The 20749-nt window shown below is 72.2% G+C and carries 19 protein-coding genes and 1 pseudogene; 12 read left to right on the plus strand and 8 right to left on the minus strand.

The window, feature by feature from the left end; all coding sequences use genetic code 11:
* The first annotated feature begins 18 nt into the window (after positions 1-18).
* From ACWCSV_RS18215 to ACWCSV_RS18250, 8 genes are all read left to right on the plus strand, one after another.
* Complete coding sequence (locus tag ACWCSV_RS18215; RefSeq protein ID WP_451143292.1) at positions 19-954, plus strand: sugar phosphate isomerase/epimerase family protein; 936 nt, start codon at positions 19-21, stop codon at positions 952-954.
* 238 nt (positions 955-1192) lie between these two features.
* On the plus strand, positions 1193-2920 hold the full coding sequence (locus tag ACWCSV_RS18220; RefSeq protein ID WP_451143294.1) for a dihydroxyacetone kinase family protein: 1728 nt from the start codon (positions 1193-1195) through the stop codon (positions 2918-2920).
* A gap of 80 nt (positions 2921-3000) precedes the next feature.
* A complete protein-coding gene (locus ACWCSV_RS18225) occupies positions 3001-3513 on the plus strand; it encodes a ribose-5-phosphate isomerase (protein WP_451143296.1) in 513 nt (170 codons plus the stop codon).
* Between the two features lie 79 nt (positions 3514-3592).
* Complete coding sequence (locus ACWCSV_RS18230) at positions 3593-5017, plus strand: GntT/GntP/DsdX family permease (protein ID WP_451143298.1); 1425 nt, start codon at positions 3593-3595, stop codon at positions 5015-5017.
* Positions 5018-5124: 107 nt separating this feature from the next.
* Positions 5125-6057: an NAD(P)-dependent oxidoreductase gene (locus ACWCSV_RS18235; protein ID WP_451143300.1), complete on the plus strand. Its 933-nt coding sequence runs from the start codon at positions 5125-5127 to the stop codon at positions 6055-6057.
* Positions 6058-6196: 139 nt separating this feature from the next.
* On the plus strand, positions 6197-6877 hold the full coding sequence (locus tag ACWCSV_RS18240) for a GntR family transcriptional regulator (protein WP_451143302.1): 681 nt from the start codon (positions 6197-6199) through the stop codon (positions 6875-6877).
* Between the two features lie 315 nt (positions 6878-7192).
* Positions 7193-9511, plus strand: coding sequence for a beta-glucosidase (locus ACWCSV_RS18245; RefSeq protein WP_451143304.1), 2319 nt, complete (start codon positions 7193-7195; stop codon positions 9509-9511).
* A 179-nt stretch (positions 9512-9690) separates the two neighbouring features.
* Entirely contained in the window at positions 9691-10971 is a 1281-nt protein-coding gene (locus ACWCSV_RS18250) for an MFS transporter (RefSeq protein ID WP_451143306.1), read from the plus strand.
* A gap of 39 nt (positions 10972-11010) precedes the next feature.
* Here the strand turns inward: ACWCSV_RS18250 and ACWCSV_RS18255 are convergent, their stop codons facing one another.
* The gene (locus tag ACWCSV_RS18255; RefSeq protein ID WP_451143308.1) at positions 11011-11382 is read right to left on the minus strand and encodes a hypothetical protein; all 372 of its coding nucleotides are present in this window, start codon (positions 11380-11382) and stop codon (positions 11011-11013) included.
* A gap of 335 nt (positions 11383-11717) precedes the next feature.
* Between ACWCSV_RS18255 and ACWCSV_RS18260 the strand changes: the two genes are divergently transcribed.
* Together ACWCSV_RS18260 and ACWCSV_RS18265 are read left to right on the plus strand one after the other, a co-directional pair.
* Entirely contained in the window at positions 11718-13121 is a 1404-nt protein-coding gene (locus ACWCSV_RS18260; protein ID WP_451143310.1) for a Tat pathway signal protein, read from the plus strand.
* A gap of 41 nt (positions 13122-13162) precedes the next feature.
* Positions 13163-13642: an SAM-dependent methyltransferase gene (locus tag ACWCSV_RS18265; protein WP_451143312.1), complete on the plus strand. Its 480-nt coding sequence runs from the start codon at positions 13163-13165 to the stop codon at positions 13640-13642.
* Here ACWCSV_RS18265 and ACWCSV_RS18270 read toward each other — a convergent pair.
* The gene (locus ACWCSV_RS18270) at positions 13554-14981 is read right to left on the minus strand and encodes an MFS transporter (RefSeq protein ID WP_451143314.1); all 1428 of its coding nucleotides are present in this window, start codon (positions 14979-14981) and stop codon (positions 13554-13556) included. The two genes, ACWCSV_RS18265 and ACWCSV_RS18270, sit on opposite strands and share 89 nt — an antisense overlap.
* 333 nt (positions 14982-15314) lie before the next feature.
* Positions 15315-15575, minus strand: a complete 261-nt coding sequence (locus tag ACWCSV_RS18275; RefSeq protein ID WP_451143316.1) for a hypothetical protein — start codon at positions 15573-15575, stop codon at positions 15315-15317.
* A 244-nt stretch (positions 15576-15819) separates the two neighbouring features.
* Here ACWCSV_RS18275 and ACWCSV_RS18280 point away from each other — a divergent pair, with 244 nt between their 5' ends.
* Positions 15820-16218 carry a peptidase inhibitor family I36 protein gene (locus tag ACWCSV_RS18280; RefSeq protein WP_451143318.1) on the plus strand — a complete coding sequence of 133 codons (399 nt, stop codon included), beginning with the start codon at positions 15820-15822 and terminating at the stop codon, positions 16216-16218.
* Positions 16219-16835: 617 nt separating this feature from the next.
* On the opposite strand, the gene ACWCSV_RS18285 is transcribed toward ACWCSV_RS18280, so the two are convergent.
* On the minus strand, positions 16836-18155 hold the full coding sequence (locus ACWCSV_RS18285) for an eCIS core domain-containing protein (RefSeq protein WP_451143320.1): 1320 nt from the start codon (positions 18153-18155) through the stop codon (positions 16836-16838).
* Positions 18156-18508: 353 nt separating this feature from the next.
* A pseudogene (locus ACWCSV_RS18290) lies at positions 18509-18601 on the minus strand (DUF397 domain-containing protein); the annotation flags it as partial.
* Positions 18602-18737: 136 nt separating this feature from the next.
* Between ACWCSV_RS18290 and ACWCSV_RS18295 the strand changes: the two are divergent.
* Entirely contained in the window at positions 18738-19304 is a 567-nt protein-coding gene (locus ACWCSV_RS18295) for a GNAT family N-acetyltransferase (RefSeq protein ID WP_451143322.1), read from the plus strand.
* A gap of 106 nt (positions 19305-19410) precedes the next feature.
* Here ACWCSV_RS18295 and ACWCSV_RS18300 read toward each other — a convergent pair whose 3' ends face one another.
* From ACWCSV_RS18300 to ACWCSV_RS18310, 3 genes are all read right to left on the minus strand, one after another.
* Positions 19411-20010 carry a DUF6518 family protein gene (locus ACWCSV_RS18300; RefSeq protein WP_451143324.1) on the minus strand — a complete coding sequence of 200 codons (600 nt, stop codon included), beginning with the start codon at positions 20008-20010 and terminating at the stop codon, positions 19411-19413.
* A gap of 164 nt (positions 20011-20174) precedes the next feature.
* Positions 20175-20384, minus strand: coding sequence for a DUF397 domain-containing protein (locus ACWCSV_RS18305; protein ID WP_451143326.1), 210 nt, complete (start codon positions 20382-20384; stop codon positions 20175-20177).
* A 186-nt stretch (positions 20385-20570) separates the two neighbouring features.
* On the minus strand, positions 20571-20749 hold a 179-nt coding region (locus ACWCSV_RS18310; RefSeq protein WP_451143340.1), incomplete at its 5' end, for a transposase.

The following is a 20749-nucleotide window of genomic DNA, read 5'->3' on the forward strand; positions in this document are numbered from 1 at the left end:
AGAGAAAGGGAGCCGATGATGACTCACACCGCAGAAACCTGGCCGATCGCCGCCGCCCTGCTGCAGTTCCCGAACGTCGGACCCGACGGTGTCTCCACCCAGGAGCAGTCCGCCGAGCAGTGGGCCGAGAGCCTGCGGGACGTCGCGGACGCCGGGTTCACCGAGGTCGACCTCACGGACGGCTGGCTGCGCCCCGGCGACCTGGCCCCCGCCCGCCTGGAGGAGCTGCGGGCCACGCTCGTGGAGGTCGGCCTGACCGCCCCGGCGATCTCAGCGATCCGGCGCAGCGTCATCGACCCCGTCGACGGCGACGACAACCTCGCCTACTCGCACCGCACCATCGACGCCGCCGCCGCGCTGGGCGTCCCGCTCGTCTCGGTCGGCCTGCACCGGCCGCTCACCCCCGAGCAGCGGTCGGTCCTCTGGTTCTGGACGGTGCCGGGCCCCAAGGACCCGGTCGGCGACCAGGAGACCTGGAACAAGGCCGTCACCCGGCTGCGCGAACTCGCCGACCACGCCGCATCGGTGGGCGTCGAGCTGTCGCTGGAGATGTACGAGGACACCTACCTCGGCACCGCGGACTCCTCCGTCGCGCTGCTCGCCGACATCGACCGCGACAACGTGGGCCTCAACCCGGACCTCGGCAACCTCATCCGGATGCAGCGCCCCATCGAGTCCTGGGAGTCGATGGTCACCAAGACGCTGCCGCACGCCAACTACTGGCACGTGAAGAGCTATTACCGCGTCGAGGACCCGGCCACGGGCACGGTCCTGACCTCCCCGGCTCCGATGGAATCCGGCTTCGTCAGCTACCGCCAGGCGATCAGGATCGCCCTCGCGCACGGCTACACCGGCGCGTTCTGCGTCGAGCACTACGGCGGCGACGGCCTGAGCGTGGCGGCCTCCAACCGTGAGTACATCCGGCGCATCCTGCCGCGCACCACCGGGGCCTGACCCACCCCGCTCCCCGCCCCCGCCGCCCACCGGGTCCTGCCCCCCTCACCCTGCCGTACCCCCCGGGCTGCGGGCGGTGCGGGGCCCGGCGCCCGGCGAGCGGGCCCCGCCGCCCGCGTACCTCTCCGTGCGGCCCCCACGCCCGCGTGCGCGAGACCCCGCGGGCGTCCCCCGGCGCGCGGGGCGATCCCCCGCGCCCGCACCCACCCGTACCTCTCCGACTGGGAGTTCACCCGCCATGACCCGGCTCTTCGACGACCCCGACCGCTTCAGCGAGGACCAGCTGCGAGGTTTCGCCGCGGTCCACCCGGAGCACGTCACCGTGGTGCCCGGGGGTGTCGTCCGCTCCCGGCCGCAGGAAGCCGGCCGGGTCGCGGTGGTCGTCGGCGGCGGTTCGGGGCACTACCCCGCGTTCAGCGGGCTGGTGGGCGAGGGGCTCGCGGCGGGTGCCGTGGTCGGCAACATCTTCACCTCGCCGTCCGCCCGGCAGGCCGAGTCGGTGGCGCGGGCCGCCGACACCGGCGCGGGCGTCCTCTTCTCCTTCGGCAACTACGCGGGCGACCGCATGAACTTCGGCATGGCCCAGGCCCGGCTGCGGGACGCCGGGATCGACACCCGTACGGTCATGGTCACCGACGACGTGGCCAGCGCCCCCGCCGAGCGCCGCCACGAACGCCGGGGCATAGCCGGCGACTTCACCGTCTTCAAGGTCGCCGGGGCCGCCGCCGAGGAGGGCCTCGGCCTGGACGGCGTGGAGGCCGCGGCCCGCCGCGCCAACGACCGTACGTTCTCCTTCGGCATCGCCTTCGCCGGCTGCACCATGCCCGGCGCCGGCGCCCCGCTCTTCACGGTCCCCGAGGGCAAGATGGCCATCGGCCTCGGCATCCACGGCGAACCGGGCGTGCGCGACGCGGACATGGCCGACGCCCCGACGATCGCCCGCACCCTCGTCGAGCGCCTCCTCGAGGAGCGGCCGGAAGGGGCGGGGCCGCGCGTCGCCGCCATCCTCAACGGGCTGGGCGCCACCAAGTACGAGGAGCTGTTCCTGCTCTGGGGCCATGTCTCCGACGCCCTGGCCGAGGCCGGTCTCACCGTGGTGCGCCCCGAGGTCGGCGAGCTCGTCACCAGCCTCGACATGGCCGCCTGCTCCCTCACCCTGATGTGGCTGGACGAGGACCTGGAGCGCCGCTGGTGCGCCTCGGCCGACGCCCCCGGCTTCCGCCGCCTGCCGCTGCCGAAGGTCCCGGACGGGCAGCGCGCCCAGCCCGGCGAGCAGGCGAAGGCCCCGGTCGTCCGGGGCGACGCCGCGTCCCGCGCCGCCGCGGCCGATGTCCTCGCCGCCCTGCGGGCGCTGCGCACCGCGCTCCACGAGGCCGCCGAGGAGCTCGGCCGGATCGACGCGGTCGCCGGTGACGGCGACCACGGGCGCGGCATGACCAAGGGCGTCGACGCGGCCGTCCGGGCCGCCGAGGAGGCCAACTCGGCGCAGGCCGGGGCGCGTTCGCTGCTGAGCGCCGCCGCCGACGCCTGGGCCGACCAGGCCGGTGGCACCTCCGGTGTGCTCTGGGGCGTCGCGCTGCGCGCCCTGGCCCAGGAGCTCGGCGACACGGGCCGGGCCGACGGGGTACGCGCCGCCGGGGGCGCCCGGGCCGCGCTGGACGCCGTCACCTCGCTCGGCGGTGCGAAGCCCGGCGACAAGACCCTCGTCGACGCCCTCGTCCCGCTCGTCGACACCTTCACCGCGGGCGTCGCGCGCGGTACGGACCCCCGGTCCGCCTTCGCCGAGGCCGCGACCGCGGCGACCGCGGCGGCCGACGCCACCGCCGCGCTCACCCCGCGCCTGGGCCGCGCCCGCCCGCTCGCCGAGCGCAGCGTCGGCACCCCCGACGCCGGTGCCCTCTCGCTGGCCCTGTGCGCCCGGACCGTCGCGGCACTGCTCGGCGACGGCGTGAGCGACAAGGGCTGAGCCGCCACCGACGGCCGACCCGCGACCGCCGCTCACCGCCACCGAAGCCGACCACCCCACCACCCACCGGGAACCCCGACATGACGCAGAACCAGACCCTCGCCCCGCTCCGCATCGTCATAGGCTGCGACGACGCCGGATACGCATACAAGGAGGCCCTCAAGGCCGACCTGGAGGCCGATCCGCGGGTCGCGTCCGTCCTCGACGTCGGCGTGAAGGCGGACGAGCACACCGCCTACCCGCACATCGGGGTGGCCGCCGCCCGTGTGGTGGCGGACGGGGACGCCGACCGGGCCCTGCTGCTCTGCGGTACCGGGCTCGGGGTCGCGATCAGCGCCAACAAGGTGCGGGGCATCCGTGCCGTCACCGCCCACGACAGCTTCTCGGTCGAGCGTGCGGTCCTGAGCAACAACGCCCAGGTCCTCACCATGGGCCAGCGCGTCATCGGCCTCGAACTCGCCCGCCGTCTGGTCCGCGAGTGGGTCGGCTACCGCTTCGACGCGTCCTCTCCGTCCGGCGAGAAGGTCGCCGTCCTCGACGCGTACGACACCGCCGCGCCCGCCGGTGCCGAGGACGGCCCCGCCGGCTGCTGAGCCGCCGCCGCCCGGACACCACCTGCCCCGAACCGCTCCCGCCCTGCCACCACTTACAACGACGTAAGGTGCCCTCCGCATGTCCATATCCGCCCTGGCCGGACCAGAGACACTGGCGGCCGCGTCCGAGCCCTGGACCGGTCACGACACCCGGCTCATCGTCATGGTCGCCCTCGCCATCGGCGTGATCGTCTCGCTGATCGCGATCCTGGACTTCCACCCGTTCGTCGCCCTCATCGGCGGTTCCGTCGTGCTCGGGATCGGCTCGGGAACCGAACTCGCCAAGGTCGTCGACTCGTTCAGTGCCGGGATGGGCTCCACCCTCGGCTCCACCGGCGCCCTGATCGCGCTCGGCGCGATCCTCGGCAAGCTGCTGGCCGACTCCGGGGGCGTGGACCGCATCGTCGACACCATCGGCTCGCGGTCGGGTCCGCGTCTGCTGCCGTGGTCGATGGCGCTGATCGCCGCGGTCATCGGCCTGCCGATGTTCTTCGAGGTGGGCCTCGTCCTGCTGGTGCCGATCATCGTGGTGATGGCCAAGCGGACGAAGACGCCGCTGGTGCTGCTCGCCGTGCCCGCCCTCGCGGGGCTGGGCACCATGCACGCGTTCGTGCCGCCGCACCCCGGCCCGCTGGTCGCGGTCAGCGCGCTCAACGCCGATGTGGGCACCACGCTCGGCCTGGGCCTGCTCGCGGCGATCCCCACGGTGATCCTCGCGGGACCGCTGTACGGGAAGTTCATCGCCCGTCACGTGCGCAGCGAGGCCCCGGCCGCGCTGATCGCCTCGCTGGTCAAGGAGGCCGAGCAGGCGCGGGAGCCGGGCGCGGAGCGGCGGCTGCCGAGCTTCGCGGTGTCGGTCGGGGCGGTCGCCCTGCCGGTGGTGCTGATGCTCGCCAAGTCGGTCGCCGACATCGCCTTCCCGGGTGACGCCTGGTACAACCACCTGCTGGACTTCCTCGGCACCCCGCTGATCGCGATGTTCATCGCGGTGCTCGTCGCCATGGTGGTCTTCGGTTTCCGGCTCGGCCGCGACCGCGCCGAGGTCCGTACGACCGTGACGGCGGGCCTGCCCGCGGTGGCCGGGATCCTGCTGATCGTCGGTGCGGGCGGTGGCTTCAAGCAGCTCATCGTCGACACCGGTGTCGCTGACGCCATCGGCAAGTTCGCCGCGGAGGCGCATCTGCCGCTGCTGGTCCTCGGCTGGCTGCTGGCCGTCCTGATCCGGCTGGCGACCGGCTCGGCGACCGTCGCCACCACCGCCGCCGCCGGGATCATGGCGCCGCTCGCGGTGGGCGTCCCGCCGGTGGAGGCCTCGCTGATCGCGCTCGCCGTGGGTGCGGGGTCGCTCTTCTTCTCGCACGTCAACGACGCCGGTTTCTGGCTGGCGAAGGAGTACTTCGGGATGAGCGTCTCCCAGAACATCAAGACCTGGTCGGCCCTGTCGACCATCGTCGCGGTGATGGGCCTGGCGATGTCCCTGCTGCTGTACGCGGTCTTCGTCTGACCCCTCCCGCCCGTGGGGCCCGCTCCGGACGGTGTCCGGCGGCGCGCCCCGTAGAAGAATTGTCCGTGCGGCCCTCACGACCGCATCCCGCAAGGAAGAAGCACCCGATGTCCGCTGAGAACCCCACCCCCACCACCGCCGTCCTCGGCCTCGGCGCGATGGGCCTGCCGATGGCCACCCGCCTCGCCGGTGCCTTCCCGGTCCGGGCCTTCGACGTCTTCGAGGAGCGCCGTACGCTCGCCGCCGAAGCCGGTGCCGTACCCGCCGCCACGCCGGCCGAGGCCGCCGAGGGCGCCGACGTGGTCGTCATCGCCGTCCGCGACCAGGAGCAGCTGGAGTCCTGCCTGTTCGGCGGCGGGATCGTCGAGCGCGGTGCCGCCGAGTCGCTCCGTGCGGGCGCGGTCGTCGTGGTCACCTCGACCGTCGGTGTCGACGGGGTGCAGGCCGTCGCGGCGCGCCTGGCCGAGCGGGGTGTGCGGCTGGTCGACGCTCCGGTCAGCGGTGGGGCGGTGCGGGCCGGGACCGGCGATCTGCTGATCATGGTCGGTGCGGACGACGAGACGCTCGCCGCCTCGGAGCCGGTCCTCGCCCGGCTGGGTTCCACGCTGCACATCGTCGGGCCCCGGGTGGGCGACGGGCAGATCATGAAGACCGTCAACCAGCTGCTGTGCGGCATCCACACGGCGGCGGCGGCCGAGTCCCTCGCGCTGGCCCGCGCTCTCGGCATCGACCTGGACCGCGCCGTCGACGTGCTCGGTCAGGGTGCCGCCGCCTCCTTCATGCTGGCCGACCGCGGTCCGCGGATGGTCCAGCAGTACGAGGTGAAGGAGGACGGCACCGGCGGTCCGGAGCTGCGCTCCCGCCTCGACATCATCCGCAAGGACATGAACATCGTGGTGTCCCTCGCCAAGAAGGCCGGTGTCGCCACCTCGGTGGCCGCCGCGGCCGACCAGCTCTACCAGCTCGCCGTCAGCCAGGGCCTCGCCGCCGAGGACGACTCGGCGCTGGTCACCCTCCTCTCGCCGCGCACCGCGCGCTGAGTGCTGCCCCGTGGGGGGAGGGACAGCGGCTCCGGTTAGGCTGAAAACCCGGCTGGAATCCAGGCTGACCGCCGGGCTGAACGCCGGGCCGACGCCCGGTCCGCCGGACGGGTCCGGCACATCACAGGGAGAGTCGACGATGGGACCAGCCGGCAGGCAGGTACGTCCGGCGGGGCTCGGCAGGACCGTGCTCATGGACGAGGCGTACGACGCGCTGCTCGCGCTGATCCTCGACGAGGGCCTGGAGCCGGGGACGCCACTGCGCATCGACACCATCGCCAAGGACTGGGGCGTCTCGCCGACGCCGTTGCGGGAGGCGCTCGCCAAGCTGGAGAACACCGGCCTGGTCGTCCGCGTCCCGCACCGCGGCTACACGGTCGCCCCGCTTCTGGACGACGGCGGGTTCCGTGAGCTGATGGGTGCCCGGCTGCTCATCGAGCCGTTCAGTGCCCGTCAGGCCTGCGAGCGGGACGCGGCGGGGACGGCGCGTGCGCTGGCCGAGAGCCACAGGCTGATGGAGGCGGCGGCGGTGCAGCGGGTGGCGGACGACTTCCGGGTGTACCTCCAGGCCGACTCCGCCTTCCACGCGACGATCGCCCGTGCCGCGGGCAACCGGTTCCTCTCCGCGGCCATCGATCCGCTGGGCGCGCACATCCAGCGCTTCCGGCGTTTCACCGGCGGCCGGGTCACCGACACGCAGGAGGCGCTCGCCGAGCACGCGGCCGTCCTGGACGCGTTCGAGGCGGCGGACGCGGACACCTGCGAGGCGGCGATGCGCGCGCATCTGGAGGGTGTGGCGCACCGGTCGTTCGGCCACTGAAGCCGGCGGGCCCGAACTCCCGGCCGACTGGGTCCGAGAGCGCTCCGGGAGCGCTCCGGAAGGCTGTTCCCGAGCTGCGTTCCTGAAGGCCGACAGCGGCTGCGCGCTGCCCCCGGGCGGGGGCGCGGCCGCTCTTCGGCATGCCCGGAATCAGTTCTTCCATTTACCTGAGAATCTCCGTTGCAACCCATTGACCTGGGTGTTTATCCCTGCGCATGCTGACGGCACATTTTGTCAATGGCGTGAATTTATCTATCCGGTCCCCCTCCCGGCGGCGTGGCGTCGCAGGCGTACGGGCCGGAAGCGGGAGCCCCGATGAACCAGTGGAACGACACCTCGCTCGGTGACGACGAGCGGGTCGAAGCCCTCATGTCCGCGATGACGCGGGCCGAGAAGCTCGCCCAGTTGGGCAGCTACTGGGGCAAGGCCAACGTCGGCAGCGGAGACGCCCGGGTCGCGCCGATCGAGGAGGCCCTCGCCGCCGGTTCCACCGAGTCCGCGGCCCTCGCGCAGGGCATCGGCCAGCTCACCCGCCCGTACGGCACCCGGCCCCTCACCCCCGAGGAGGGCCGCGCCGAACTGATCCGGCTCCAGCGGATGCTGACCGACAACACCCGCCTCGGCATCCCCGCCATCGCCCACGAGGAGTGCCTCACCGGCTTCGCCGCCTTCGGCGCCACGGTCTACCCCACCCCGCTGGCCTGGGCCGCGACCTTCGACACCGGGCTGGTCGAGGAGATGGGCGCCGCGATCGGCCGGGACATGGCGTCCGTCGGCGTGCACCAGGGACTCGCCCCGGTCCTGGACGTCGTCCGCGACTACCGCTGGGGACGCGTGGAGGAGACCCTCGGCGAGGACCCGTACCTGACCGGGCTCGTGGGCACCGCCTACGTGCGCGGGGTGCAGTCCGAGGGTGTGATCGCGACGCTCAAGCACTTCGCCGGGCACGCCGCCTCGCGGGGCGCCCGCAACCACGCGCCCGTCTCCATCGGCGCCCGCGAGATGGCCGACGTGATCCTGCCGCCGTTCGAGATGGCGGTGCGCGAAGGCGCCGTCGGTTCGGTGATGAACACCTACACCGACCAGGACGGCGTCCCCGCCTGCGCGGACGAGCACCTGCTGACGGACGTGCTGCGCGAGCAGTGGGGCTTCGACGGCACGGTCGTCTCCGACTACGGGTCGATCGCGTTCCTGCGGACCATGCACCGGGTGGCCGCCACCGAGGGCGACGCGGCCCGCGTCGCGCTGACCGCGGGCATGGACGTCGAACTCCCCAACACCCGCTGCTACGGCGACCCGCTGGCCGAGCAGCTCGACGACGGCCGGGTCGACCCCGCGCTGCTGGACCGTGCGGTCGAGCGCGTCCTGCGCCACAAGCTGCGGCTCGGCCTGCTGGACGCCGGCTGGACCCCGGAGGCGGACACCGGTCTGGGCACCCCCGTCGACCTGGACTCCCCGGCCAACCGCACCCTCGCCCGTACCCTCGCCGAGCGCTCCGTCGTGCTGCTCGCCAACGAGGGCGCGGCCCTCCCCCTCGACCCGGTCAGCACGCCCCGGATCGCGCTGATCGGGCCGGGCGCCGACGACTCGGGGACCTTCCTGGGCTGCTATTCCTTCCCTAACCACGTGCTGCCGAAGCACCCCGGGCACCCGGCGGGCCTCGCCCTGCCGAGCCTGCGCGAGGCGCTCACCGCCGAGCTACCGGACGTCGACTTCGCCTACGAGCGGGGCTGCGCGGTCAGCGGCACCGACCGCTCGGGGCTGCCGGCCGCCGTCCGTACCGCCGCCTCGGCCGATCTGGCGCTGGTCGTCGTCGGCGACCGCTCCGGGATGTTCGGCAACGGCACCTCGGGCGAGGGCTGCGACGCACCCGACCTCCGGCTGCCGGGTGTCCAGGCGGAGCTGGTCGAGGAGGTGCTCGCCACCGGTGTCCCGGTGGTGCTGCTCGTCGTCTCGGGCCGCCCGTACGCGCTCGGCGGTCTCGCGGAGCGCTGCGCGGCCGTGGTGCAGGCGTTCATGCCCGGTGAGGAGGGCGGCCCCGCGCTGGCCCGCGTGCTGTCGGGCCGGGTGACCCCCGGCGGCAAGCTGCCCGTGCAGATCCCGGCCCTCCCGGGCAGCGGCCCCGGCACCTACCTCAACCCGCCGCTCGGCCGTTTCAGCCAGGGCATCAGCGTCCTGGACAACACGCCGCTGTACCCGTTCGGGCACGGCATCTCGTACACCTCCTTCGGTTACGAGGACCTGCGGGTCGCCGGGGAGGGCCGGGTGCCCACCGACGGGTTCATCGAGGTCTCCTGCCTGGTGCGGAACACGGGCGGGCGGGCCGGCCGCGAGACGGTCCAGCTGTACTACGACGACCCGGTCGCCCAGGTCGCCCGGCCCACCCAGCAGTTGGCCGCGTTCGACGTCGTCGAGCTGGCCCCCGGCGAGGCGAAGCGGGTCGCGTTCACGGTCCACGCCGACCAGACCTCGTACACCAAGGACGCCTCGGGCGACGGGCGGCGCATCGTCGAGCCCGGCACCATCCACCTCATGCTCGGCTCGTCCAGCGGTGACGTCCGGCTGAGCGCCGACGTCGAACTCACCGGCCCGCAGCGCGTGGTGGGCGCGGACCGCCACCTCGTCCACGCGTAGAGCCTTTCGCCCGGCCGCCGCGCGCACCACGTCCGCGCGGCGGCCCACCACTCCAGCCCCCGTCCCCCTCCTCCGTTCCCCCGCTCAAGTCCACGGCGTACGGGCCCGGGCCGCGCCGTGCCCTGCCCTCCCCCTGCCTGCGTAACGTCCTGCCCGCTCAACAGGAAGCAGCCCTCACCGTGACCACGGACACGCTCCGCTCCCCGGCCGGCACCTCCGCGCCCGGCGGTTCACCCACCGCCAAGATCCCCCGCCCCCGCCTGGTGGTCGGCATGGCCGCCGGTCAACTCGGCCTGTTCCTCGCCCTCCTGACCCCCATCCTGGTGAGCCTCCAGCTCAAGGTGCAGTCGTTCGTCCCCGAGGACGACCAGGTCGCCTCGCTCGGCGTCATCACGACCACCGGTTCGGTGGCGGCGATGCTGGCGAACCCGTTCTTCGGGCGGCTCAGCGACCGCACCACCAGCCGGTTCGGCCGCCGCCGGCCCTGGCTGATCCTCGGCATGCTGGGCCTGCTGGCCGGTCTGCTGATCATCGCGACGGCGAACAGTGTCGCCGTGGTCACCGTCGGGTTCGTCATCTCCTCGGCGTCCGCCAACGCGGCCCTCGCCGCCTTCGTCGCGACCGTCGCGGACAACGTCCCCGAGCACAGGCGCGGCAAGATCAGCGGGCTGCTCGGCATCATGCAGAACCTGGCCCCCACGGCGGGCACCTGGATCGCCAAGTGCTTCACCGACCAGATGCTGCTGCTCTTCCTGGTCCCCAGCGTCATCGGCATCCTGCTGGTGATCGGCTACGTCCTGGTCCTGCCGGACAAGCCGTTGGAGACGAAGCCACAGCGGGAGGGGTTCAAGGCGGTCCTGCGCACCTACTGGGTCAGCCCCAAGCAGCACCCGGACTTCGCATGGGCATGGCTGTCGCGCTTCCTGCTGACGCTGGCCAACTGGATGTTCACCACCTTCCGCCTCATCTACCTCCAGCACGAGATGCGGCTCACCAGCGCGGAGGCGACCGAGACGCTCGCCACCGGCGTCCTCATGTACGGCTTCTGCGTGATGGGCTCCGCGCAGGCCGCGGGCTGGCTCTCGGACCGCTTCGGCCGCCGCAAGCCCTTCATCGCCGTCGCGGCGGTCCTCTTCGGCATCGGCATGGTGATCCTCAGCCAGGCCGACACGATCGGGGTCTTCTACTGCGCGGAACTCGTCCTGGGCCTGGGCTTCGGCACCTACCTCGGCGTCGACCTCGCCCTGGTCATCGACGTACTGCCGGATCCGGAGAACCCCTCCAAGGACCTCGGCATCTTCAACATCGCGATGTCGGCCCCGCAGATCTTCGCCCCCGCGCTCGGTGCGCTGCTGATCTCCGTCGGCGGCGGCCACAACTACTCGATCCTGCTGGTCACCGCCTCGGCGGTCTGCCTCTGCGGCGCCCTGGCGATCCTGCCGGTACGCAAGGTGCGCTGACCGCCGCCGCTCCCCGCACGCGAACCGGGGCGGGACGGCTCACCCGCCGTCCCGCCCCAGTTCGCAGTAGAGGTCGCGGAAGGCGGCGGCGAGGGAGGCGACCGTGCGCCAGTACGCGTACGCGGCGAGGTCCGGGGTGCTCGGGTCGGGCCGCACCGCGACGTCGAGGTGACGGTAGGCGGCGCGGAACAGCAGCCGGACGGCTCCCCGGTCCGGCTCGTCGTGCCCGTACTCGTCCGCGCTCATCAGCTTCCGCAGGTGGGCGACGAGTTCGTCCGTACCGGCGTTGACGACGGACCGCGGCGGCACGCCCGCCCGGTCGGCCCTCGCGTACTCGATGGCATCGGCGATCGCGTCCACGTCGATGCCCGGATCCCCCGGTCGGACGTCCGGTGCGGTGCTGCTGTTCATCGGTCCTCCTGACGGCCGGCAGGTCTTCCCGGCCGCCGGCCGCCGGTGGACGGGGCGGGTCAGGCAGTGTCCGGTACGGAAATCGAACCGCATCCGTTCTCGCGCGGGGGGCGGGACGCCCCGCCCGTCTGATCAAAGTGGTCAAAGATCGACAGGCCTCGCCCAGGACCGGTCCCGGATCGTCCCAACACGGGTGACGTGCGGAAATCCGCCCCCTGACGGCCCGGAGCCGTGGCTACTTTGACCCCGTCCGAGCGTCGGGGCTCCTGGCCATCGGCCTTCGGGCACCGGGCACCGGGCACCGGGCATCGGGCATCGGGCACCAGGGGGATGCGATGACACGTACGCGGAACGAGCAACTGGCCGGCCTCCTGGGCGAGGCCGGCTGGTCGCGCGCCCAGGCGGCGAGTGCCTTCAACCGGGCGGCGGCGGAGGGCCGGCGCCCGGACGATCCGTGCGGGCCGCTGATCGGGCGCTCGCACGTCTCCATGTGGGTGGGCGGTACCCGGCCTTCCGGTTCGGCCCCCGCCGTCCTCGCGCTCGCCCTGTCCCGGCGGCTGAAACGTGTCGTCACCGTCGCCGAGCTGGGGTTCGGCGCCCCGGGCCAGGCGCCGCTCGGCCCGCCCGCCGACGCCCTGACCGTACTGGCGGACCTCGGGCGGGCCGACCTCCACCCGGACCGCCGCAACCTGCTGGCCGGGATCGTGTACTCCACGGCGGGGCTCGCGGTCCCGTCCGGCGACCGCCAGTCCTCCCCCGAGGGGACCACCAGGCCCGCGCCGCAGCCGGCCGAGCGGGTCTCCAACCACCTGCGGGTGGCCCAGGGCGACGTGGCGACCGTCCGCGAACTGACCCTCGCCTTCTCGGCGGTGGACCAGCGGCGCGGCGGCGGACACGGCCGCACCGCCCTGGTGCAGTACCTGCACACCGACGTCCGTGATCTGCTGCACGGGCGGTACGGCCACGAGCGGGTACGCCGGGAGATGGAATCGGCGGCGGCCGAACTCGCCTACCTCTCGGGATGGATGGCCTTCGACAGCGAGGAGAACCCGCTCGCCCAGCGCTACTTCACCCTCGCACTCCAGCTCGCAGGGCAGGCCCAGGACCATCCGCTCTGCGGCCACATCCTGCGCGCGATGGCCCACCAGGCCCTGGATCTCGGCCACTTCGCCAACGGGCTCGCCCTCGCAGAGGCGTCCGTACAGGACCGCCGCTACACCGGGGCGACCCCGCGCGAACGAGCGCTGCTCGGCGTGGTGCACGCCCGGGCCCTCGCGGCCGCGGGCCGCACCCGCAGCGCGGTGAAGGCGCTGCTGCGCGCGGAGAACGACCTGGCCGCCGCCGACGCGGGGGTGCCCGAGCCGCACCGGACCTTCTTCTTCGGCGAGGCGTCCCTCGCCCACGAGACCGCCCGCACCCTGGACGTGCTCGGCGACCGCAAGGGCGCGATCCGCGAGTTCGGCCGTTCGGTGCGCACCCGGGGTGCGGCCTTCCGCCGCACCCACGCGGTGACCCTGGGGCACCTGGGAGCGGCCCAGATGGCGGACGGGCGGGTCGAGGAGGCCTGCGTCACGTGGGGCGGGCTGCTGGACTCGATGGAGGAGGGCATCCAGTCCGGCCGGGCGGAGCAGGCGGTCGCGCAGGTGCGGCGCCTGCTGTCGCCGCTGCGCCACCGCGGCATCTCGTCGGTGGCGGCGGTGGCCGAGCGCGCCAACAGGCATCTGTCGCGGTTACATTGACGGCTGGGGTCTCTCGTTCGGGTCGGGCTGGGGGTACGGGCATGGCGGACGCACTGGGCATCGAGCCGATCGGGACCGTGGTCGGGGGGCGCCGGGAGGTGGCCGACGACCACTGGGGCGGCGTCGAGGCGGTGATCCGGCTGCGGCCGGACTTCCCGCCGGAGGTCGTACGCGGGCTGGAGGAGTTCTCCCACCTCGTGGTCGTCTGGCACTTCGACCGCGCCGACCCCGCCGACGTGGCCCTGCACGCGAGGAGCCCCCGGAACAACCCGGCCTGGCCGCCCACCGGCACCTTCGTCCACCGCAACCACCGCCGCCCCAACCAACTCGCCACCAGTTTCCCCCGGTTGCTCGGGGTGGACGGGCTCGACCTGCGGGTGGCCGACCTCGACGCGGTGGACGGCACGCCGGTCTACGACCTCGCGCCCTGGTTCACCGCGATGGGCCCCCGGGGCCCGGTCCACGAGCCGGCCTGGCCGGGCGAGATGCTCGCGGAGTACTGGGCCGGGGGCGGGGCCTGAGCGTCGTGTCGGACCGGGCGAGCACCGCCGCGAGGGTCAGGGCGACGAAGGGCACGGCGAAGCCGGCTCCCGCCCCGCCCGGACCGTCGACGAGCCGGCCGACCGCCGCCGCGGAGAGCGCGATGCCCGCAGCACTCGCGGAGTTGGCCCAGGTGAAGGCCTGCGTCAGGACCGCCCCGGGCACGACCGCATCGACGAGCGACGACGAGACGATGACGCACGGCGCGACCCCGGCACCGGGGAGCAGCAGGGCCAGGCCGAGCTGCCAGGGAGTACGGGCGAGCAGGGGCAGCAGTGACGCGCAGGCCAGAAACGCCAGGATGTAAGGGAGTTGGACCCCGGGCGGGACACGCTGCCCGTACCAACCGCAGGCCGGCCCGTACCTCCCGTAGGCCGGCCCCGCCACCAGGCCGGCCACGCCCATCACCCCGTACAGCAGCCCGGCCGCCGGGGCGGCTCGGTGGTCGCCGGCGAAGGCGCTCACGGAGACCTGCGTCGAGCCGAAGAACACCCCCAGGGCCAGGTTGGCGACCAGCAGGGTGGCGAGAGTCCGGGAGAGCAGGGTCCGGGTTCCGGTTCCGGAGCGGGGTCCTGCCGCACGGTCCGGAGCGGGCTTCGGGACGGAATCGGGGGCGGCCTTCGGGGCGGTATCCGGGATGGGCCTCGGGCGGGGCTTCGGGGTGAGCCTCCGGCCGGGCTTCGGGGCGGGCTTCGGGGCGGTATCCGGGATGGGCCTCGGGCGGGGCTTCGGGATGAGCCTCCGGCCGGGCTTCGGGGCCGTACGACGCTGCGCCGCGAGGGCGAGCCCCGCGCCGACGACGAGCACCCCCGCCAGCACCGTCCCGGCGGCAGGGTGCAGGCGGGTCGCGGCGAGCACGGCGAGGGCGGGGCCGAGGAGGAAGGCGGCCTCGTTGGCGAAGGCTTCGAGCGCGAAGGCCGGGGCGAGTTCGGCCCGGCCGTGCAGCAGAGCCGACCAGCGGGCCGAGGAGACCGCACCGACCTGCGGAATCGTCGCCCCGGCCGCGAGCCCGGCCACCGCGAGCGCCACCGCGGGTGCTCCGGTCAGGGCGAGTGCGACGAGGACCGTGAGCGCCCCGGCATGGGCGGTCAGGAGGGGGAGGAGGACGCGGCCCTGCCCGTACCGGTCCATCAGTCGGGCCACCTGCGGGCCCACCAGCGCCTCCGCCACGGCGAACGCACCGGTGACCAGACCCGCCGCCCCGAAGGACCCGGTCTCCGCGTGGATCAGCCAGACCAGACCGAGACCGGACATGGCCACCCCGACGCGGGCGGGCGCGGCGGCGAGGAAGAAGGCTGCCGCACCCGGTGTCCGCAGCACGGAACGGTAGGAGACGGAGGATGCGGCAGGAGGAGGCACGGTCGGGCCGTGCCGCCGCACGCGCGGGGAAGAAGCCGGTGCGGTACGACGGAACCAGTGACGCGAGGTCACGGTGAACCTTCCGCTGCACGGTGGGACGGCCCGGAGAGGGGCGCCGCGTGCGCGGGCACCCTCCCCCGCCGCCAGGAGTCGTCCGAGGTGACGCCGGGGAAGCGGAGTTCAAATCCGCTCCGGCGTCGGCTCCGGCGCCGGCAGAAGTGTTGGGGTGGGAACGGGATGAACGGTGAACGGGGGCCGCCGGACCCCTGAGGAGCCGTATGCCGGGAAGCAACTCTAGACCCCTGACACGATGATCGTGCTGCCGCAGGCCGGTGAGGCGAGGGCCGGGCACCGGGGAAGCCGGGGGCCGCAGGCCCGCGTCTGCATGCCCTCGGGGGAGTCGCCGACGCCACGGCGGTCCGGGTGTGCGGTGCGGGCGGGCACGACGGTCGGGGCGGCGGCGCGGATCGCGCCGCCGACGCGTTGGAGGACCTCGAGTTGCGGGGTGGGGTCGAGGATCGTGTCCGGCGGCGGGGCGAGGGAGGCGGCTCTCATTCGTCTCGCCCGCCGCCCTGATCGGCTCGTTGAGCGCCGGACGCCGGCGCACCTCATGAGCCATCCCCTTTGAGCCCCGGCCTCGGGGGGACCTCCGAACCATATTCGATGAGCAGCCTCCAAAAGTTTGCGCGCGATGGTCTAATGAACACGCAACGAGCCATCCTCCCCGAAACACTTCCGCTTCACATTCGGCCCGTATCAATTCCACAACCGGACGGGAAATACTTTCGTGCGATCTCGCTTGCTGAATTTGGCCGCACTTGTGGCATCGACCGTCGCCGGCATGGTTCTCCTCTCAGCACCTGCGACCGCAGCAGCCAGTGAGTGCCCCTCATTTTCTGCCTGCCTGTTCAACGGAACCGAATTCGCAAACATGACCGTTTCCGTCGGCATCGATTTCACGGCTTCGAACTGCGCACAAATGAGCCCACTGCACAACGATCAGACCTCGGCAGCCGTCAACAATACGGACTGGACGTTGGTTCTTTATCAGGACTACAGCGGGGGAGGAAAATACATTACGCTGGCTCCGCACACCTCCCTCAACAGGCTTGATAATGTGCTGATCTTCAACTCGAACGGCAGCGTATTCGGTTGGAATACCTTCAATGACCGAACGTCTTCGTACTGCTTGCTGTAGCAGCGACGGCGTCGGGCAGAACCACGACCGAGCTTCATGACCGCTCGCCGGCCGCGGGGGGGGGGCGCAATCTTCACGGCAGCGGGCCCCTTTGCCGGACGTCGCATCCCGAGCCGGCGGCAGTGAACCGTTTCGCTCTGCACGTGGCGGGCACCGGGCGGTTCGCCCGCGGTGACGTCGCGGGTCGCCGTGGACGGTGCCGACCGGGCAAGCACGGCCAGGTCGTCGAGGAAGGATTCTCACTCGGACATGCGGTCGGAGTCGGAATTCGTGTCCGGCGAAATCTGGCCAACCAAATCCGGACGCCGCACCGTACGTCGGGCCTTGAGCGCACCGGCTTTCTTCCCGACCGGACCGCCTGCACCAGGTGAACCGGGTTGTCCGGGATGAGGAGCACGGTTCACCTGGTGCTGCCGACTGCCCTGACGCGCGGTGACCGCTGCCGCACGGGCCGCCCGCCGGCTGGCTGCCGCACCACGACACCCGGTTCAGCGAGTGCTGCCGGCTTGATCGCGGGAGGGCCTGAGGGAGGCGCCGCACCAGATTTGCAGCTACGTGAATGGCGCTGCGGGCCAGTACGGCTGAGGGCTGTCCCGCAGTTCCTTCCGGGACAGCCCTCAGGCCCCGTACACCGCCTTGCTGTAGGCGAGGATCTTCTGCGCCTCGGCCAGCTTCTTCGAAGGTTCGATGGAGCTCATGTGCTGCGCCTTGCCCGCCGGATCCTGCACCTTGAGAAGGAACTCGGCCATCTCCTCCTTCTTGACCACCTCGCGGAACTCCCCCTCGGTCAGCGGGGCCAGTTTCTCCACCCCCTGGTCCTTCCGCTCGATCCCGACGATGTCGTAGGGCGCTCCCTGTCGCGCGATCCAGCCGCTCTCACTACCGGTCGCGCCCTTCGCCAGGAACTTCCTCTTGATCTTGATGGTGAGCACGATGCCGAAGGAGGCTTCCGCGGCGAACCCGGTGGCGATACTGGACTTCGTCGAGAACTCGATGAGCTTGGCGACATCGTCGTTGCGCTCCTGGTTCACGTATCCCCGGACATGCTCGGGGTCGGGCCTCGTGGCATCCTCGTCGGGTTTCGCCGTCATCTTCGACAGGCTGATGAAGGAACCGCGGATGACCTCCTTCTCCATGGCCTTCCGCTGCGTGGGTGTGATTCCGCGCTGGAGGATCACTTCTTGTTCGCTGTCCTCGGGCAGCGACGCGATGCGCTCCTCGACGCTGAGTTCCTGCGGACCGTCCTGGAGGGCGATCCGCCGCCCCTCCTCCTCCGGCATCCGCTGCACGGGCCCGGCGGCGGCGTACGCCCCCGTCTGCGACGCGACGAGGGACGGGGCGGTCTCCCGGCCGGCGGCGTAGGCACTGCCGTCCCGCTCGGCGGCCCGTTCGGAGTCCTGGCGCGGGTTGGTGACGGCGACTCCGGCACCGTTGTTGTGACCCGTCTCGGGCACGCCCTTGAGGTTCTTGTCGACGTGGCTGAGTTCGTGGCCGATCAGCTCCTCGCTGGCGGCGGCCCCGGCGGAGAGGAAGATGTGGTTGCCGACGGTCATGGCCGCGGCCCCCATGGCCTCGGTGGCACGCTGGGCCACCACGCCGTGGTGGACGCGGGTGGAGGCGAGGGCGTCGTTCTGGTAGAACGCCCCGGCCTTCGCCACGACCGACGAGGGCAGCGCCTCGCTCGGGGAACTCATGGCGGCGGCCAACAGCGCGCTCTGCCTCTCCGGCCCGGCGTCGTGGGGGTGCGCATGCTCGTCCTCGGCCCGCGCCACGGTGGCGTCGGTCGCGGACCGCTGCACCGCGGGCCGCTCGGTCTGCCGGTGCCCGCAGTCGGCCGAGTGCTGATGCTGCTCCTGGGTCCAGGAGTGGCCGGCCTCACGGAGCATCTGCACCACCGCCGCGTTGCCCGCACTGGCCTGCAATGCCGCCAAACCCATGCCAGGCCCCGACGTTCTCGCCGAAGCGGCGGGGCGGCGGGATGACGGGCGCGACCGCTGATCGGTCTTCTGCGCCGGTCCTTCGTGGGATTGCCTGGAAGTCACACGCTCACCTTTCGAGAGCCGGGTCAACTACCGTACTTCGCAGCCTGGTTGCGGCCACGGCAGTGAACCCGGCGGGGGCAGATCAAGGTTGTGATCACCAGGGTACGAGGCGGAGGCTCGCGCCTGTCATCCTGGCCGGGTCGCGCTCCGGAGGGCGGCGAACTCCGCCACGTGCTCGCGACGTTCACGTACGCGGAGGCGGTACGGGCCACCCGCAAGGGGTGCGGCAGAGGCCCGCGGTACGTGCCAGGGAGGCCCGCGACCGGGCCGATCGCAACCCCGGAGTCACGGACGGGTACGACGCCGTGCGCGGCCACCAGATTGGCCGCGCCCCCGACGCACGGCCGCCGTTCGCCCTGTGGGAATGGTCCGTCCGGGCTCTGCGCGTGCGGACACAACGACGACGGAACGATCGCAGGCGGCGCGGGCCGGATGCGCCCGCCAACAGGTGAGATCGCCCCCGCATATGATCGGTTCATGAGCGCCCCGGTCGTACTGAGGGCGGGAGCGACGCCGTCTGCTCCCGCTCTTGTCGTGCGCCCCTGGCGCATGGGAGACGTTGACGCGCTGGTCGAGGCGAGCCGGGATCCCGCATTGCGCCGGTGGACGAGCTCTGTCGTGGACAACGAGGCTGACGGGGCCCGGTGGGTGCAGGCCCAGCAGCGGGGCTGGGCAGCCGGGGACCGGTTCGGCTTCGCCGTCTTTGAGGCACAACCCGCGTCACCTCAGCAGCAGTTGGTCGGCAACGTGGTCCTCAAGGAAGTCACCCCCGGCAAACCTGCGGCCGAGGTGGGCTACTGGACCGCGGCGCACGCCCGCGGGCGGGGCGTGGCCCCCCGTGCTCTGGAGGTTCTCACCGGCTGGGCTTTCGACACCTTCGGGGCCGCCGGACTGCGGTGTCTCGAACTCCTTCATCAGGAGGACAACCTCGCGTCGTGCCGCGTCGCCCAGAAGAGCCGGTACGAGTTCGACGGAGTCCTGCCCGCCGCGCCGCCCGCCTTCCCTGTCGCCGGCCACCTGCACGTACGGCGCCTGGACGTATGAGGTCCACTCGATGTCTGCGGATCACTTGAGGCCGCCTTTCCGCCGGTCTCGCCGCCCTGTTACCGGTCTCGCCGCCCTGCCACCGGTCTCAGCGTGAAGAACCGGATCAGCCTTCAAGCCTCGCCGAACGGCGATTGCGCCTCGTCCACCCCGCGACCACGACGAGCAGCACGATCAACACCAGTGCTGTCGCGCGAATCATCTCCCACGCCATGACGGCCTGCGATGAAGCCCGGGACGCTTCGGCCTGCAACCGCATCGCCGTCTCGGCCAGGGCGATCACGGGGATGACGAGCCTGTACGGCAGGCGAATCGCCCCATGACGAGCCATCCAACCCGCCACACCGAGTGGCGGTCCCAGGACCAGAGCAGCGACGCACCAGAACAGCGTCATGGAGGCGAATCCACTCCATGAGAAGAACTCCCGGCCACTGGTGTCCGAGAGGTCGACTGTCCTGAAATCACCCTGAACAGCTTTGAGGGAGTAGTAGGAAAGGACAGCGATGACCAACGCGACCGTACCGCCGACGGCGGACTTCCATCTGGACGCGCCTGCGGTACCGAGGCAGAAGGGGACGGCCGCGTAGCACCAGCCGGCGACGAACACTGCCCCCAGCACGCCCGTACCGCTGGACGTATCGAGGAGGGGGCCGCAGGCTCCCGTCGCGACACCCGTGACGATGGCTAACGGCACAAGCAGTGACATGCGCATACGGGAAACCCTCACGAATCGGTGGTCGAGTGGGAACTCAGCCACTCAAGACGTGAAACCGTATCCGGCGAGACCCCAAGTCGCAGGCCCAGCGCGGCCGAGGGCTTCAGCACGTTCGACCACCTGCTTCCTGGTGCGGTTGGCCCGGCACCGAGGGATCAGACAGCGCCGAACTCTCCGGCCTTCACACCCGCCACGAACGACGTGAACGACTCGGCGGTGAAGCCCAGAACCGGGCCACCAGGGGTCTTGGAGTCACGGACGGGTACGACGTTGTGCTCCACGGCAGGGTTGGCAGCGACCTCGACACACTGGCCACCGTTGTTGCTGTACGAGGACTTGAACCAACGGGGGGACTCGGTTGCCACGGGATGCCCTTTCACCGGCGCTCGGTCACGACCACGCATGCCACGCGGGGCGAGGCTCGCCTGGCGTGGTGATCGTAGGCCGCCAACGCCGGCGCCACCGAGGCGAAAACACGCCTACCTGTCCTCCGGACACCACGAAGCCCCACCGTGCGACGGCGAATTCCAGGGGTCGAAGCAACACAGTGATCAACTGGCTGATGCCAGGAGCTTAGCGAGACGCTCGGCTGGGGTTTCCCAGCCGAGCGTTTTGCGTGGGCGGCTGTTCAGCTCGGCTGCCACGGTGTCGAGGTGCTCGCGGGTGTGCCGGGACAGGTCGGTGCCCTTGGGGAAGTACTGCCGCAGCAGACCGTTCGTGTTCTCGTTGC

Source organism: Streptomyces sp. NPDC001770 (assembly GCF_053596135.1).

Coding starts and splice junctions, on each gene's coding strand:
- ACWCSV_RS18215 (WP_451143292.1), top strand. CDS start 19: ATGACTCACACCGCAGAAACCTGGCCGATCGCCGCCGCCCTGCTGCAG.
- ACWCSV_RS18220 (WP_451143294.1), top strand. CDS start 1,193: ATGACCCGGCTCTTCGACGACCCCGACCGCTTCAGCGAGGACCAGCTG.
- ACWCSV_RS18225 (WP_451143296.1), top strand. CDS start 3,001: ATGACGCAGAACCAGACCCTCGCCCCGCTCCGCATCGTCATAGGCTGC.
- ACWCSV_RS18230 (WP_451143298.1), top strand. CDS start 3,593: ATGTCCATATCCGCCCTGGCCGGACCAGAGACACTGGCGGCCGCGTCC.
- ACWCSV_RS18235 (WP_451143300.1), top strand. CDS start 5,125: ATGTCCGCTGAGAACCCCACCCCCACCACCGCCGTCCTCGGCCTCGGC.
- ACWCSV_RS18240 (WP_451143302.1), top strand. CDS start 6,197: ATGGGACCAGCCGGCAGGCAGGTACGTCCGGCGGGGCTCGGCAGGACC.
- ACWCSV_RS18245 (WP_451143304.1), top strand. CDS start 7,193: ATGAACCAGTGGAACGACACCTCGCTCGGTGACGACGAGCGGGTCGAA.
- ACWCSV_RS18255 (WP_451143308.1), bottom strand. CDS start 11,382: ATGAACAGCAGCACCGCACCGGACGTCCGACCGGGGGATCCGGGCATC.
- ACWCSV_RS18260 (WP_451143310.1), top strand. CDS start 11,718: ATGACACGTACGCGGAACGAGCAACTGGCCGGCCTCCTGGGCGAGGCC.
- ACWCSV_RS18265 (WP_451143312.1), top strand. CDS start 13,163: ATGGCGGACGCACTGGGCATCGAGCCGATCGGGACCGTGGTCGGGGGG.
- ACWCSV_RS18275 (WP_451143316.1), bottom strand. CDS start 15,575: ATGAGAGCCGCCTCCCTCGCCCCGCCGCCGGACACGATCCTCGACCCC.
- ACWCSV_RS18285 (WP_451143320.1), bottom strand. CDS start 18,155: ATGGGTTTGGCGGCATTGCAGGCCAGTGCGGGCAACGCGGCGGTGGTG.
- ACWCSV_RS18295 (WP_451143322.1), top strand. CDS start 18,738: ATGAGCGCCCCGGTCGTACTGAGGGCGGGAGCGACGCCGTCTGCTCCC.
- ACWCSV_RS18300 (WP_451143324.1), bottom strand. CDS start 20,010: ATGTCACTGCTTGTGCCGTTAGCCATCGTCACGGGTGTCGCGACGGGA.